Source organism: Rhizobium sp. M10 (assembly GCF_002531955.1).
In the GTDB taxonomy this organism is placed as follows: domain Bacteria; phylum Pseudomonadota; class Alphaproteobacteria; order Rhizobiales; family Rhizobiaceae; genus Rhizobium; species Rhizobium etli_C.
The window spans coordinates 69,857-84,672 of sequence record NZ_NWTA01000002.1; the positions used below are offsets into that span (position 1 = coordinate 69,857).

Below are 14,816 nucleotides of genomic sequence, written 5' to 3' on the forward strand. Positions count from 1 at the left end.
GCCGCGGCAATTTGAACCAGCTAATAGGGCGTGCGCTGAAAGTGCGCGTCCCTTTTACGTTCGAGGTTCTCATGCAAGCCAAGCTTCTCGGCGCCGTTGGCGCCCTTCTCGCTACAGCGTTTCTTGCTGGCCCCGCTGCCGCCGCCGAAAAGACCAAGATTGACTTCTGGTTCGGTAATTCCGGTGACATCGCAAAGCGTGTCCAGGAACAGTGCGATCGCTTCAACCAGTCGCAGGCCGACTACGAAGTCGTCTGCACCAGCCAGGGCAGCTACGACGCTTCCCTGCAGAACACCATCGCCGCCTTCCGCGCCGGCAAGCAGCCGACCATCGCCCAGGTTTCCGACGCCGGCACGCTCGACATCATGCTTTCCGGCGCCTACTACCCGGCAAACAAGCTGATGGCCGACATGGGCTACACCGTCGACTGGAACGATTATTTCTCGGGTATATCAGGCTACTACGCCACGTCGAAGGGCGAGATGTATTCCTTCCCCTTCAACTCCTCGACCGCTTTGCTCTACTGGAACAAGGACGCCTTCGCCAAGATCGGCAAGGACCACGCTCCGGCGACCTGGAAGGAAGCCGGTGAGGACTTCAAGGCTCTGAAGGACGCCGGCTATGCATGCCCGCTCGCCTTCGACATCTCCAGCAACGAAGTCTGGCAGTACATCGAGCAGTTCGAAGCCGTCAACGGCGAGCCGATCGCCACGAAGAAGAACGGTTTCGAAGGCCTCGACGCCGAGCTGGTCTTCAACAAGAACCCGCTTCTCGTCAGCTACATCAAGGACCTCAAGTCCTGGTACGACAACAAGCTCGCCGTCATCAAGAACAAGGCCGTCGGCCAGACCTTCGTCGAAGCCTTCGCAGCCGGCGATTGCCAGGTCATCCTGACCTCGGTCGGCGACCACGGCAATGTCGGCCGCACCGCCAAGCAGGGCATGAACTGGGGCGTTGCCATGCTCCCGACCTATGGTGACGCAACCCGTCACAGCTCCTATGTCGGCGGCGCTTCGCTCTGGGTTCTGAAGGGTCATTCGGACGCCGAGTACAAGGCTGCCGCTGCCTTCTTCAATTTCATCGCGAAGCCGGAAGAAGCTCTGACCTGGTCGACCGTTACCGGCTACATCCCGGTTCGCAACTCCGGCTTCGAATATCTGAAGAAGCAGGGCTTCTACGACAAGGCGCCTTACTCCGGCCGTGAACTCGCCATTCAGAGCCTGACCGCTTCCCCGGCTGGCGACGCAGCCGCCAAGGGCATCCGTCTCGGCGGCCTGCTACAGGTCCGCACCGAGATCGCCAACGGCCTACAGGCGATCTTCGTCAACAATGCCGACGTCCAGGCCTCGCTCGACTCTGCTGCCGAACGCGGCAACCAGCTCCTGCGCCGCTTCCAGCAGACCTACAAGAACGTTCAGCTCCCCTGATCGCCTGATTGAGCCGCACCCGGCCCGCCTTACGCGTGCCGGGTGCGTCTTTGTAAGTTCTCCCAACCAGTCGCGGATGCGCGCTGCCGCCCGCGCCTGAAGTCAAACCAGGGCGAAAACGACCACCCATGGAAAAGCGCGTCACTTTCTCCTCGACGACGATCGGCCTCCTCTTCGCATTCCCGATGCTGTTGCTGATCTTCGTCTTCTTCTACTGGCCAAGCGCGCAGGCGCTTTATTGGGCTTTCACGCTCGAACAGCCATGGGGCGGCGGCAATGCCTGGGTCGGCTTCGACAATTTCAAACTGCTGCTCAGCGATCCGATCTATTGGGAATCGATCACCCGCAGTATGGTTTTCGGCTTCAGCTCGACGATTATTGCCATGGGGCTGGCGCTCATCCTGGCGCTTTTGACGGATCGTGAACTGCGCGGCCACAAGATCTACCGGTCGGTTTTCATCTGGCCCTACGCGATCGCCGCGCCCGCTCTCGGGCTGGCCTTCCGCTTCATCCTGGCGCCGGAGGCCGGCCTTCTCTCGGTCATCAACCATGTCTGGCCCGGCCTCTGGAATCCCGCGCTCGACGGCAAGGACGCGATGATCGCCGTCATCGTCGCCTTCTCCTGGAAATATATCGGCTATAACTTCATCTTCTTCCTCTCGGCTCTGCAGGGCATTCCACGCTCGCTGATCGAAGCGGCGGCCATGGATGGGTCCGGGCCGCTGCGCCGCATGTGGGACCTCCAGCTGCCGCTGCTGACGCCGACATTGTTCTTCCTGCTCGTCATCAACATCACCGAGAGCTTCCAGGATTCCTTCGGCATCGTCGACGTCATGACGCAGGGCGGCCCGGCCCGAGCGACGGAGCTCATGGTCTACAAGATCTATTTCGACGGCTTCCGGGGCCTCGATTATTCGGGCGCTGCGGCGCAATCGATCATCCTGATGCTGCTCGTCGTCATGCTCACCATCTTCCAGTTCCGCTTCATCGAGCGGCGCGTGCACTACAAGTGAGGTCGCGGACATGATCGAACGCACGCCGATATTCAACTTCATCTGCTACACGCTTCTGGCGCTCGGCATGGTGATCGCGCTTCTGCCTTTCGTCATCGTCATCATCGCATCGACGCTCGATCTGGAGACGGTCAATCGCGTGCCGCTGCCGCTGACGCCGGGTTCGCATTTCTGGGAAAACGCCCGGGAGGCCTGGGTGCGCGCCGATCTCGGCACCAAACTGCTGCACAGCATCATCTTCGCGACGTCGGTCGCTGCCGGCAAGGTCATCCTTTCCGCCATGGCAGGCTTCTCGATCGTCTATTTCCGCTTTCGCGGCCGCTATGTGATTTTCTGGATCATCTTCATCACGCTGATGCTGCCGCTCGAAGTCCGCATCGTTCCGACCTATTCGATTGCGGCCAACGCACTGCAGCCTTTCCAGACGATCCTCGATGTCACCGGCATCAGCTGGCTCGTGGCCCAGATCACCGGTATCCAGATCAAGCTCGAATGGGGTCTGCTGAATTCCTATCCCGGCCTGGTTCTGCCGTTGGTCGCAACCGCGACCGGCACCTTCCTTTACCGGCAGTTCTACCTGACGGTTCCGGACGAACTTGCCGAGGCCTCGAAGATGGACGGATCGGGCCCGGTCCGGTTCTTCTGGGACATTCTGGTGCCGCTGTCGCGGCCAAACATGATCGCACTGTTCACGATCATGTTCGTCTGGGCCTGGAACCAATATCTGTGGCCGCTGCTGATCACCACCGATCCGAATTTCGGCATTGCGGTGACGCAGCTCAAGACGCTGATCCCGTCCGAATTCGGTCTGCCCGATTGGAACGTCGCCATGGCGGGTACTCTGATCATCATGTCGCCGCCGCTGGTGCTCGTCATCCTGATGCAGCGCTGGTTCGTGCGCGGCCTTATCTCCACCGAGAAGTGAAGGAACAGTCCTGTGGCACCGATCTCAATCCGTGATGTGAAGAAGAGTTACGGCAAACATCCCGTGGTTCACGGCGTCGATCTGGAGATTAAATCCGGTGAATTCGTTGTCATCCTCGGCCCGTCCGGCTGCGGCAAGTCCACGCTCTTACGCATGATCGCCGGCCTCGAGGAAATCAGCGGCGGCGAAATCGCCATTGACGGCCGCGTCGTCAACCAGCTGGAGCCGCGCGAGCGCGGCTGCGCGATGGTGTTCCAGAACTATGCGCTCTATCCGCATATGACCGTTGCCGAGAATATCGGTTATGCCTTGAAGGTGGCTGGCGTTGCGAAGGCTGAGCGACAGCGACGCATTACCGAGGTCGCCAAGGCGCTCAGCCTCGAACCTTTCCTCGACCGCCGCCCGGCCGCTCTTTCCGGCGGCCAGCGCCAGCGCGTCGCCATGGGCCGCGCGATGATCCGCGAGCCGAAAGTGTTCCTCTTCGATGAGCCGCTGTCGAACCTCGACGCCAAGCTGCGCATCGCCATGCGCGCCGAAATCCGCCGGCTGCACCGCCGCCTCGGCGCCACCTCGATCTTCGTCACGCATGACCAGACCGAGGCGATGACGCTGGCCGACCGGCTGGTGGTGATGAACGGCGGCAGGGTCGAGCAGGTCGGCACGCCGGAAGAGGTCTATCATCATCCGGTCTCGCGCTTCGTCGCCGGTTTCGTCGGCACGCCGGCGATGAACCTGCTCGAAGGCACGATCAACGACGAGGGCGTCTTCGTCTACGATCAGAGCCGCAAGATCGCGCTGCCGCGCGAACGCGCCGCGAGCCTGAAGGGCAAGCGCGTCGTGCTCGGCATGCGCGCCGAGGCCGCGCGGCTGGTGGCGCCGGATGCGCCCGGCGCCCTGATCGCGACGGCCGATTTCATCGAAGAGCTCGGCGCGAGCCGCGTCGTTCATGCCGATTTCGACGGGCTGCCTTTTGCCGTGGCGCTGACGGATGCGGTGAGCGTGAAATCGGGCGATCCGATCGGCATCGCGATCGACCACAACGCGATCCACCTCTATGCTGCCGATACCGGCCGGATCATCGAGAACCCTGCCATGAGCAGCGCCGCCACGGTTCACGCGTAATGGATATCAGCGATGGATCGGGTCGATCCAGGGGACGTCTTCCGGCTTCTCGACCGGCTCGATATCGAGATTGACGACGACGGGCTCCTGGCCTGAGCGGACGAGCACGCATTCCAGCGTCTCGTCGCGGCTGGCGTTGATCTCCTGATGCGGCACGTAGGGCGGGACATAGATGAAATCGCCGGGGCCGGCCTCGGCGGTAAATTCCAGATGCTCGCCCCAGCGCATGCGGGCCTTGCCCTTGACGACATAGATAATGCTTTCGAGATCGCCGTGATGATGGGCGCCGGTCTTGGCATTGGCATGGATCGTCACCGTGCCGGCCCAGATCTTCTCGGCGCCGGCGCGGGCATTGTTGATCGCGGTGGCGCGGTTCATGCCCGGCGTCTGCGCCGTGTTGGGATCGAGCGAATTGCCGGGAATGACCTTGACGCCATGTTCCCGCCAGTCGATGTGAGAGTGCTCGTGGTCGCCGCTCATGCCTTGCCTCCGCCTTCGATATAAACAATCTAGGTGGGCGCGGCGCGGCGGCCAAGCGGATTATCTTCGTGCATCAGGAAAGAGTTCACCCGATGAGCCACCTCCCGCAGATCGATTACGACACCGCTTCGCAAGAAGTTCGCGCGGCGCATGATGAAGAGATCAGGCTGCGCGGGCGCATGACCAACATGAAGCGGACCCTCCTCCATTCGCCGGTCGCCCATCGCATCTATGCCGAGTGGTTCACGCTGCGGGCCGAACTCGATCCTGTGGTCAGCGACCGGGAGATCTGGATCTTCTCGCATGCGATCTCGAAAGCGGCGAAATCGAAGATCGCCATCACCTTCTTTCGCCGGGCGCTGATAAACAAGGGTTCCGACCCCGATGCACTGGCGCTTTCCGAAGCGGAGGCCCTGCTCGATGCCTTCGGCAGGGCGATCGTCGCCGATTCCAACGCCGTTCCGGCCGAGCTCTGGGCGAGGTTGAAAAAGCGTTACGAGACCAAGGCGCTGGTCGATCTCGTCGCCTTTGCCGGTATCATGCTGGCGACCGCCGTGTTCAACAATGTCGTCGAGGTCGAGTTCGATCCTGAACTCGAGGCCTTCGCAGAGGGCGCCGGCCCGGCCTGAAGCGAGTCGCAATCTTTCGGATCGCTGCTCTCGCTTTAGGTCTTTGTCTTACGCATGTCGTTGCCGCAAAACCGCTGCACACTTTTGCGCGACATGCTTTACCCGCCGAGCGAGGCGATCGCGGCTTTGACTGCGTCCGCGCCGGATCGGGTCGGCCGGTATTCCAGGCCGACGGCGCCATCATAGCCATTGGCGAAGATCCAGTTGAGGCGGTGGGCGAGATCGATGCCGCCGGAGCCCGGCTCGTTGCGGCCGGGATGATCGGCGACATGAACGTGAAAGACGCGGTCGAGACGGCCCTCCAGCACCTCTTCGGTGCGTTCGTCCATCACGGCGGAATGGTAGATGTCGTAGACGATGCCGATCTCGGGGCGGGCGACGTCATCGATGATGTCGAGGCCTTCGCGAGTGGAATCGAGGAAATAGCCGATATGGTCGATGCGGGTGTTGAGCGGCTCGACGCCGAGGCGCACGCCGCTGCCGGCGAGAACATCGGCGCCGGCTTTTAGTGTTTCGGTGAGAGCCTGACGCTGCGCCTGCCGGGTGAAGCCGGGAAGATCGTCTCCTGCTTGGGCAATCAGCACCGGCGCGCCGAGACGCCTGGCGACGGCAGCGGATTCGGCAAGGCCCTCAAGCCAAGCCTGCCGGTTGGCGGCGTCAGTCAGGGCGATCATCGGTTCGGCGACGAGGCTGGTCACGGCAAGGCCGGTTTCCTTTAGCGCCGCCTCGATCGTATCCAGGTCCTTGTCGGTCCAGCGCCAGAATTCGACCGCCGTCAGGCCGCCGGCATGGGCGCGGCGGATGCGGTCGGGAAAAAAGTCGCCCTCTTCGGCAAACAGCCACTCTATGCAGGCCGAATAACGTCGCATGAAAACTCCTCCCCTGTGCGGGACGCAGGCTGCGCCAGATCGGAGCCTGCCGCAAGGCTTGACGCCCGGATTCATTGGCGGAACACTCGCTAGATCGAGCCGGGCTCGCCGGCGCTGCTGGAGGAAGATATGGATCTGGGATTGAAGGGAAAGACCGCGGTGATAACGGGCGCATCGGTCGGCATCGGGCTGGCGATCGCCGAGGGGCTGGCGGCAGAGGGCACCGATCTCGTGCTGGCGGCGCGCGGCGGCGAGCGGCTGGAGGCGGAGGCCGCCCGGATTGCCGAGAAGCATGGCGTCAGCGCCACCGCCGTTGTCGCCGACGTCGCGACGGCAGCGGGAACGGAGGCGATCATTGCGGCCGCCGCAGAGAAGGGCGGCGCCGACATCCTCATCAACAATGCCGGCACCGGATCGAACGAGACGGTAATGGAGGCGCCGGACGAGAAGTGGCAGGCCTATTGGGACCTGCATGTCATGGCCGCCGTGCGGCTAGCGCGCGGGATCGCGCCGCAGATGAAGAGGCGCGGCGGCGGCGTCATCCTGCACAATGCCTCGATCTGCGCCGTTCAGCCGCTCTGGTACGAGCCGATCTACAATGTCAGCAAATCGGCGCTGATGATGTTTTCCAAGACGCTCTCGACCGAGCTCATCCAGGACAATATCCGCGTCAACTGCATCAATGCCGGCCTGATCCTGACGCCGGACTGGATCAAGACCGCCAAGCAGCTGACGGCCGAAACCGGCGGCAACTGGGAAGGCTATCTGCAGAGCGTCGCCAATGAGCACGCTTCTTCCAAACGTTTCGGCACGCCGGAAGAGCTCGCAAACATGTTCGTCTTCCTGAGTTCGGAACGGGCGAGCTACTGCATCGGATCGACCTATTTCGTCGATGGCGGCATGCTGAAGACGATCTGACGGCAAAGCGCGGGCGGCAGGCAGTGAGTGGCGCCAGCCACTAAAGCGCGTCGCATCAAATTTGACTCATGCGACGCGCTTTAGCTCTTTGTTTTGATGCATGTCGTTGTCCCGGAACCGCTGCACACTTCCGGGCGACATGCATTGGTACGTCGGATGACGCTTTGCTGCCCTGCAAGCCCGCAAGTGTTGCCGAGATAAGCTATAAATAATAGCTATTTTATTGTATCTTCACGCTTTCGACGCTATTTGCCTGCTATTGGCGGGATAAATATTGCGTTTTCGACAGGACAAAGACAATGCTGACGAAAAAGGGAAAATACGGCCTGAAGGCGTTGGTCGACCTGGCGCGGCTGCCGCCTGGCGAGACCGCCTTCATCAACGACGTCGCCGCCCGCAACAATATCCCGAAGAAGTTTCTCGATACGATCCTGCTGGAGCTGCGCAATGTCGGCATCCTGCGTTCGAAGAAGGGACCCGGCGGCGGCTATTCCCTCTCGCGGCCGGCTTCCGAAATCCGCATCGGCCATGTCATCCGCACGCTCGACGGGCCCTTAGCGCCGATCCGCTGCGCCAGCCGCACGGCCTATGAGGCCTGCGACGATTGCGCCGATCCGGAAACCTGTCAGGTGCGGCGTTCGATGACCGATGTTCGGGACGCGATCGCCGCCATCCTCGACAATATGACCCTCGATCAATTCGTTGCGGCCGGCGGCTATGTCGAGGGCGCCACGGAAGAATTTCCGATCTCTGCCGCCAGCTGAGATCTCTTCGTTTCCACATCGTCCCGCACAACGACAGTACCTTGTGGCAGTCGTTCAGGCTTGCTTCGACATATACTCACCTGCGCTCGCCAGCAGCCTATCCCGTGGCAGCGAAAGCGCGTGAATGCGGGCATTGCGCCAATGGCGGTCGAGATTGAGCCCGATGCCGGCCGATGCCTGCCCGGCGAGTTCGAACAGCGCATTGGCGGTGGCGAGCGCCGTTTCGCCGGCTGTGATCGCGGCGGCAGAAGCGGAAAAATGCGCGTCCGCCATCGCCGCCTCCACGGGATTGACCTGGGCAAAGTCAAGTTTTCGGCCAGCCCGTTCCAAGGCCGCCGCCGTCGCTTCGATGCCGACGGCGTGTTTGCCGAGGTGAGAGAGGACGGCGGCGCGATCGCCGATCGCTGTCATCAGGTCGGCCCACGCGGCTCGCGCGATACCGAGGCTTACCCCGGCCTTGAGCAGCAGGCGGAGCGACATGCCGGTCGAATATCCAAACGAAGACGCCGGCGCGATGGCCGCGGCATGGACATGGAGTGCGCCGGCGATCGTCGTTGCCGATCCATTGGTGCGCTGGCCGAAGCCGTCCCAATCATCGACCACCTGCAGGTCTTCATCGCTGCCGGTGAGGTAGAGCGTCGCCGGGCGGTCGGGCGGAAGTGTGAGGGCGGCGGCGATCCAGTCAGCATAGAGGATACCGGCGGCCTGCCGAGTGCGGCCGCTGAGGCGATAGCCCGGGCCTTCGTCCGTCACCTCGCATCCCTCGGCGAAAGTGGCGGCCGCGAAGCGGTCGCCGAGCAGCACACGGGCAAACAGCGAGGCCTTCAGATCCTCTCCGGCCTGAATGCGGAGTGTTTCCAGCGCGGAAAAATGATTTTCCAGAGTCTCGCCGATCGAGGCATCGGCCTCGGCAATGATCGCAACGATTTCGGCAAGCAGGGCATTCGGCACGTCGAGCCCTTCATGGTCGGGCGGAACAGTGATCGCGGTCAGCCCCGATATCGACAGCGCGTCGAGTTCGGCAAACGGCAGAATGCGGTTGATATCGCGTTCGCTCGCCTCGCGCCGGAATGCGGTGGCGAGGTCACGGGCCGTGGATATTGCCGCCTCTTCGCTCTCGATGCGCTGCGCTGGCGGTCTCACGCGGTCACGAAACTGCGATACGGTTCCCATCGATCACTCTTTCCTCGACGGACAACAGGAGTGAGGGATTTCGCTCCGGATGATAAGAACGGTTTTTCTAGAAAAAACCGATGCTTCGAATTTTCTCACCAACTTGATCGGCTTGCCCTCGACGCTACTTATGGTTAACCGGGGCTTCCTTGATTGAGAAACATGATGAGCGACTCTCTTGCTCGCCGCAGCGAGGTTTCGAAAATGGCACGCGAGCCGAGACCGCGTCCGACGCTGGATATCGCCGATATTCCAACCTATGCCATCGGTGACATTCACGGCCGGTGCGATCTGCTCGTGAAGGCCGAACAGGCTATCCTGCGCGATGCGGCACGGTTGCCCGGGCGCAAGCTGATCGTGACGCTCGGCGACTATATCGACCGCGGCCCGGAATCGGCGCAGGTCATCGCTCACCTCATGGAGCCGCCGCCGGAAGGTTTCGATCGGATCTGCCTTGCCGGCAACCACGAGATCGCCATGCTCGATTATATCGACGGCTGGCTTTCTTATGACGACTGGATGCGGATGGGATCGGCGCACTCGCTGAAGTCCTATGGGCTCGATCCGGAGCATCTGCCGCTGGTCTTCCCCTCCGGCGCACAGCTCGACGCCTTCCTCCGTCATTCGCTGCCGCACACGCATATCGATTTCATGCGGGCGATGCCGATCATGCTGGACACGCCGAGCGTATTGTTCGTCCATGCCGGCATCGATCCGACGCGGCCAATCGCGGCGCAAACCGACGAGGATCTAGTGCTCATCCGCCACCGATTTCTCGAAAGCAGGATCCCTCTGCCGAAACTCGTCGTCCATGGTCATACGCCGAACGACGAGCCGGAGGTTCGCGCGAGGCGGCTCAATCTCGATACGCGCGCCTATCGCAGCGGCAGGCTGACCGTCGCCCGGCTGTGGCAGGGCCAGGTGCATCTGTTTTCCACCTGACAGGCATTGTCACTGGAGTGATCAAACCGTCTCCCTTTCGGTGGGGACCGCTTCGACCGGCCTTTCAGCTGAGCGATTACGACGCCGGCCGCGCAGCACGACGTAGAAAACCGGCGTCAGGAACAGGCCGAAGATCGTCACGCCGAGCATGCCCGAGAAGACGGCAGTGCCGAGCGACTGGCGCATTTCGGCGCCGGGGCCGGTGGCGATGGCAAGCGGCAGCACGCCGAAGATGAAGGCGAAAGCCGTCATCAAGATCGGGCGCAGGCGAAGATGGCTGGCCTCGATCGCCGCGTCGACCGGCGATTTGCCTTCTTCTTCCGCTTGTCTGGCAAACTCGACGATCAGAATGGCGTTCTTGGCCGCCAGGCCGATCAGCACGATCAGGCCGATCTGCGTCAGGACATTGTTGTCCATGCCGCGAAGCGAAACCCCGATCAGCGCCGCCAGCACCGCCAGCGGCACGATGAGGATGATCGCCAGCGGCAGAACCCAGCTTTCATATTGCGCCGCCAGCGCCAGGAAGACGAAGATCACCGACAGGGCGAAGATGTAGACGGCGGTGTTGCCGGTATGGGTCTCCTGATAGGCGAGTTCCGTCCATTCGAAGGTCGTTCCCTGCGGCAGGATCTTCGCCGCCAGCGCTTCCATCTTCGCGATGGCGTCGCCCGTCGACGTGCCTGGCGTCGGATTACCCTGAAGCGGCACCGAGACATACATGTTGTAGCGTTGGACGAGCGCCGGGCCGCTGGCATCCTGGATATCCATCAAGGTTCCAAGCGGAACCAGCGCGCCGGTCGCCGATCGAACCTTCAGGGCTAGGATATCTTCCCTATCCATGCGGTACTGCCGGTCGGCCTGGGCGCGAACCTGATAGACGCGGCCGAACGCGTTGAAATCGTTGACGTAAGCGACGCCAAGATTGATGGAGAGCGCGTTGAAGATATTGGGGATCGGCACATTCAGGAAGCGCGCCTTGTCGCGGTCGATCGCCAGGAAATATTGCGGGCTTGCATCGGAGAATGTCGTAAAGACGCCGGTCAGCCCCTCCGTCGTTGCTGCCGCACCCATCATCTGGCGGGCGAGGGCGAGCACCCGCGTCATATCCGCGTTTTCAAGATCGGAAATCTGCATCTTGAAGCCGCCAGAATTGCCGACACCTCGCACGGATGGCGGCGGTATGGCGATGATGAAGGCTTCCTGGATGCTTTGCAGCTTGCCGAAAAGCTCGCCGATGATCTTGTTGGCGTTGTCCCCGCCTTCTTCGCGTTCGGCGAAGGATTTGAACGGGACGAAGACGACGCCGGCATTCGAGGCATTGGTGAATGTCGCCCCGCTGAAGCCGGCAAACTGCACGGCGTTGCCGACACCCGGCACGGTGCGGGCAATATCGCCCACCTGCTTGACGACGGCGTCGGTACGCGCGAGCGAGGCGCCGTCAGGAAGCTGTATGACGATGATCGCGTAACCCTGGTCCATGGTCGGGATGAAACCCGAGGGTACGCGCGTGCCCATGTACCAGGTTGCCCCCAGCAGGCAGACGAAGGCGAGCATTGCCGCACTCAAGCCGACCCAGCTGCTGACCAGGTGCCGAACGGTCCATGAATAGCCGGAACTCATCCGGTCGAAACCGCGGTTGAAGCCATCGGCAAGGCTGCGTCCCAGGCGTGTGGCCACATTGATACGCCTGGTTTCGTGGTCATCATGGGGCTTGAGCAATATGCCTGCCAGGGCGGGAGAAAGCGTCAGCGAGTTCAACGCAGATATCGCGGTGGTGACGGCGATGGTGACGGCGAACTGCCGGTAGAACTGTCCCGAAATGCCCGGAATGAAGGCTGTCGGCACGAAGACGGCGATCAACACCAGCGAGATGGCGATGACGGCGGTTCCGACTTCGTCCATCGTCACGTGGGAGGCCTGTTTCGGCGTCATGCCGCGGGCGAGATTGCGCTCGACATTTTCCACCACCACGATCGCGTCGTCGACGACGATGCCGATCGCCAGCACCAGGCCGAACAGGGTGAGCATGTTGAGCGAGAAGCCGAAGGCCAAGAGGACGGCGAAGGTGCCGATCAGCGAGACGGGGATGGCAATGATCGGAATGATCGCGGTGCGCCAGGATTGCAGGAAGACGAGAACGACGATCGCCACCAGGATCGCCGCCTCGACGATGGTTCGATACACTTCGGAGATCGAATCCGAGATGAATTCGGTGGTGTCGTAGACGATGCGATACTCCAGCCCTTGCGGGAAATTCTGCGACAGGTCCTTCATGATCGTCTGGACCTGATGGGCGGTGTCGAGGGCATTGGTCCCCGGCCGGGCGAAGATGCCGAGTGCGACCGCGGGATCGTTGTTGAGATAGCTGTTGGTGACGTAGTCCTGCGCGCCGAGCTCGATGCGGGCTACATCCTGCAACTGCACGAGCCGGCCGCTATCCGTCGATTTGACGATGACATAGCGGAACTCGCGCACGTCGGAGAAGCGGCCGTCCGTCCGCACCGTATATTCGAACGCGTTCTTGCCGGTGACCGGCGGCGCGCCGATCTTGCCGCCCGACACCTGGACGTTCTGGTCTCTGAGGGCGGCGACGACGTCATCGGATGTCATGCCGTAGGCAGAGAGCTTTTCCGGGTCCAGCCAGACTCGCATCGAATACTGGCGCTCGCCGAACAGCTGCACGTCGCCGACGCCATCGAGGCGAACGAGAACGTCGCGGATGCGGTTGCGGGCGTAGTTGGAGACGTAAAGCTGGTCATAACGATGCGTCGGCGACAGCAGGTGCACGACCATCATCAGATCCGGCGAACTTTTGTCGGTTGTCACGCCGAGCCGCTGGACTTCCTCGGGAAGGCGGGGGAGGGCGATGGAGACGCGGTTCTGGACAAGCACCTGGACCTTGTCGAGGTCGGTGCCGAGCTTGAAGGTGATCGTCAGCGACATGGCGCCGTCGGCGCTCGAGTAGGAAGACATGTAGAGCATGTCTTCGACGCCGTTGATCTGCTGCTCGAGCGGCGTCGAAACCGTATCGGCGATGGTCTGCGGATCAGCGCCCGGATAGGAGGTGCGCACGACGATGGTCGGCGGCGCGATCTCCGGATATTGCGAGACCGGCAGCTGCGTATAGGCGATGCCGCCGACGACGAGAAGGACGATCGAAATCACGGCCGCAAAGATCGGCCGGTCCACGAAAAAATGAGCGAATCTCATTGTCCGCTCTCCGCGCCGGCGGTTTCGGGCGCCGTGTCCTGCCGCTCCTTCGGCAGCTCGGTCGTCTGAGGTGTGATCTTCGAGCCGGGACGGGCGCGGATCACGCCGTTGACGATGATCGTCTCGGTGCCGTCGAGACCCTCGCGTATCACCCGGTAGCCGTAGAGCCGCGGTCCAGGCCTGACGGGCTTGGTCGAAACCGTGCCGTCGTCGGCGACGACATAGACGACGCGCTCGTTCTGATCCGAGCCGATTGCCTCGTCGGGGACAAGAATGGCCTGATAGGTGTTGGAGGCTTCGACCTGTATGCGGCCGAAGAGGCCGGGCTGCAGGACAAGGTCAGGGTTGGGAAAACGGGCCCGCAGACGAATGGTGCCACTCTGGTTATCGACCCGGTTCTCGGCGAAATCGAGCTTTCCCTTGAAAGGTTTGGCATTGGGATCCGAGATCGTGACGGAGACATCCAGTCCGCCGCCGCCCTGCTGGAGATCCTTGCCCAATTTGCGGGCCGTGTCGGCAAAATTCAGCAGGCGGCGTTCGTCGACGTCGAAATAGAAATCGATCGGGTCGAGAGAAACGATCGTCGTGAGCACGGTCTGGTCGGTCTGCACGAGATTGCCGGCCGAAATCAGCCGGCGGTCGATACGGCCGCTGAGCGGCGCCTTGATTTCCGTATATTCCATGTCGAGCGACGCACGGTCGGCTGCGGCCTGCGCGCCGCGGACATTGGCCTCGGCCGAATCGAATTCGCGGCGGCGATCATCCAACGTCTGCGCCGACTGACTGCCGCTGGAGGCAAGCGACTGGGCGCGCTTGTACTGCGCGTCGGCAAAGACCAGGGTGGATTGCGACGCTTCAAGTGTCGCCTTTGCCTGGCTGAGGGCCGTTATGAAGGGTCTCTGGTCGATGACGAAGAGTAGATCGCCCTGCTTGACCAGGGCGCCGTCCTGGAAATGGATTTCCTGCAGATAACCGCCGACGCGCGAGCGAACGGAGACTTCGTCGACCGGTTCGAAGCGACCGATGAACTCGTCGCTGTCGACGACGTCGCGAACGACCGGCTTGGCGACGGTGACAGGCGGGGGCGGCGGCGCGTTCTGGGCCAGCGCGGCCAGCGGCATCAACGCCGCCATGCAGCCAAACACCGCGATCTGTCGAAGCGCGTAAGTCATACCGGTCCTCCAATCTCGGCGGCCGCTTTTTGCTGCCGCCAAACCTAAGATGAAGTGATGTCGTTCTTGTCTTGCTGCTTGATCGGAGGCGTCCGCCCCCTTGAATTCTCCGGCGTCCAATCTCCTGGAAAGGAAGGCCGGCAGGCAATGCAGATCGGAAAAATCGTAACCC

The 14,816-nt window shown here is 62.1% G+C and carries 13 protein-coding genes; 8 read left to right on the plus strand and 5 right to left on the minus strand.

Annotated features, from left to right (window positions below; all coding sequences use genetic code 11):
* The first annotated feature begins 71 nt into the window (after nucleotides 1–71).
* From CO671_RS02080 to CO671_RS02095, 4 genes are all read left to right on the plus strand, one after another.
* Nucleotides 72–1,427: an extracellular solute-binding protein gene (locus CO671_RS02080; protein WP_097604142.1), complete on the plus strand. Its 1,356-nt coding sequence runs from the start codon at nucleotides 72–74 to the stop codon at nucleotides 1,425–1,427.
* Between the two features lie 128 nt (nucleotides 1,428–1,555).
* Nucleotides 1,556–2,440 (plus strand): sugar ABC transporter permease, encoded by an 885-nt coding sequence (locus CO671_RS02085; protein WP_077994876.1) that lies wholly within the window; start codon nucleotides 1,556–1,558, stop codon nucleotides 2,438–2,440.
* A gap of 10 nt (nucleotides 2,441–2,450) precedes the next feature.
* A complete protein-coding gene (locus tag CO671_RS02090) occupies nucleotides 2,451–3,365 on the plus strand; it encodes an ABC transporter permease subunit (RefSeq protein ID WP_010032994.1) in 915 nt (304 codons plus the stop codon).
* 12 nt (nucleotides 3,366–3,377) lie between these two features.
* Nucleotides 3,378–4,487, plus strand: coding sequence for a sn-glycerol-3-phosphate import ATP-binding protein UgpC (locus CO671_RS02095; protein ID WP_097604143.1), 1,110 nt, complete (start codon nucleotides 3,378–3,380; stop codon nucleotides 4,485–4,487).
* A gap of 6 nt (nucleotides 4,488–4,493) precedes the next feature.
* Here CO671_RS02095 and CO671_RS02100 read toward each other — a convergent pair whose 3' ends face one another.
* Nucleotides 4,494–4,967, minus strand: coding sequence for a cupin domain-containing protein (locus CO671_RS02100; RefSeq protein ID WP_009994847.1), 474 nt, complete (start codon nucleotides 4,965–4,967; stop codon nucleotides 4,494–4,496).
* Between the two features lie 92 nt (nucleotides 4,968–5,059).
* Here CO671_RS02100 and CO671_RS02105 point away from each other — a divergent pair, with 92 nt between their 5' ends.
* The gene (locus CO671_RS02105) at nucleotides 5,060–5,596 is read left to right on the plus strand and encodes a hypothetical protein (protein ID WP_097604144.1); all 537 of its coding nucleotides are present in this window, start codon (nucleotides 5,060–5,062) and stop codon (nucleotides 5,594–5,596) included.
* 98 nt (nucleotides 5,597–5,694) lie between these two features.
* Here the strand turns inward: CO671_RS02105 and CO671_RS02110 are convergent, their stop codons facing one another.
* A complete protein-coding gene (locus tag CO671_RS02110; protein WP_097604145.1) occupies nucleotides 5,695–6,465 on the minus strand; it encodes a TIM barrel protein in 771 nt (256 codons plus the stop codon).
* Between the two features lie 129 nt (nucleotides 6,466–6,594).
* Between CO671_RS02110 and CO671_RS02115 the strand changes: the two genes are divergently transcribed.
* Together CO671_RS02115 and CO671_RS02120 are read left to right on the plus strand one after the other, a co-directional pair.
* Nucleotides 6,595–7,383 carry an SDR family oxidoreductase gene (locus tag CO671_RS02115; protein ID WP_097604146.1) on the plus strand — a complete coding sequence of 263 codons (789 nt, stop codon included), beginning with the start codon at nucleotides 6,595–6,597 and terminating at the stop codon, nucleotides 7,381–7,383.
* 299 nt (nucleotides 7,384–7,682) lie between these two features.
* A complete protein-coding gene (locus tag CO671_RS02120) occupies nucleotides 7,683–8,147 on the plus strand; it encodes an Rrf2 family transcriptional regulator (RefSeq protein WP_097604147.1) in 465 nt (154 codons plus the stop codon).
* A 54-nt stretch (nucleotides 8,148–8,201) separates the two neighbouring features.
* Here the strand turns inward: CO671_RS02120 and CO671_RS02125 are convergent, their stop codons facing one another.
* Nucleotides 8,202–9,320 carry a monooxygenase gene (locus tag CO671_RS02125; RefSeq protein ID WP_097604148.1) on the minus strand — a complete coding sequence of 373 codons (1,119 nt, stop codon included), beginning with the start codon at nucleotides 9,318–9,320 and terminating at the stop codon, nucleotides 8,202–8,204.
* 165 nt (nucleotides 9,321–9,485) lie between these two features.
* Here CO671_RS02125 and CO671_RS02130 point away from each other — a divergent pair, with 165 nt between their 5' ends.
* The gene (locus CO671_RS02130; protein ID WP_170964914.1) at nucleotides 9,486–10,262 is read left to right on the plus strand and encodes a metallophosphoesterase; all 777 of its coding nucleotides are present in this window, start codon (nucleotides 9,486–9,488) and stop codon (nucleotides 10,260–10,262) included.
* A 21-nt stretch (nucleotides 10,263–10,283) separates the two neighbouring features.
* Here CO671_RS02130 and CO671_RS02135 read toward each other — a convergent pair whose 3' ends face one another.
* Nucleotides 10,284–13,472 carry a multidrug efflux RND transporter permease subunit gene (locus tag CO671_RS02135; protein WP_097604149.1) on the minus strand — a complete coding sequence of 1,063 codons (3,189 nt, stop codon included), beginning with the start codon at nucleotides 13,470–13,472 and terminating at the stop codon, nucleotides 10,284–10,286.
* Complete coding sequence (locus tag CO671_RS02140; RefSeq protein WP_010030311.1) at nucleotides 13,469–14,644, minus strand: efflux RND transporter periplasmic adaptor subunit; 1,176 nt, start codon at nucleotides 14,642–14,644, stop codon at nucleotides 13,469–13,471. The genes CO671_RS02135 and CO671_RS02140 overlap by 4 nt, the downstream gene beginning before the upstream one ends.
* Nucleotides 14,645–14,816 lie beyond the last annotated feature (172 nt).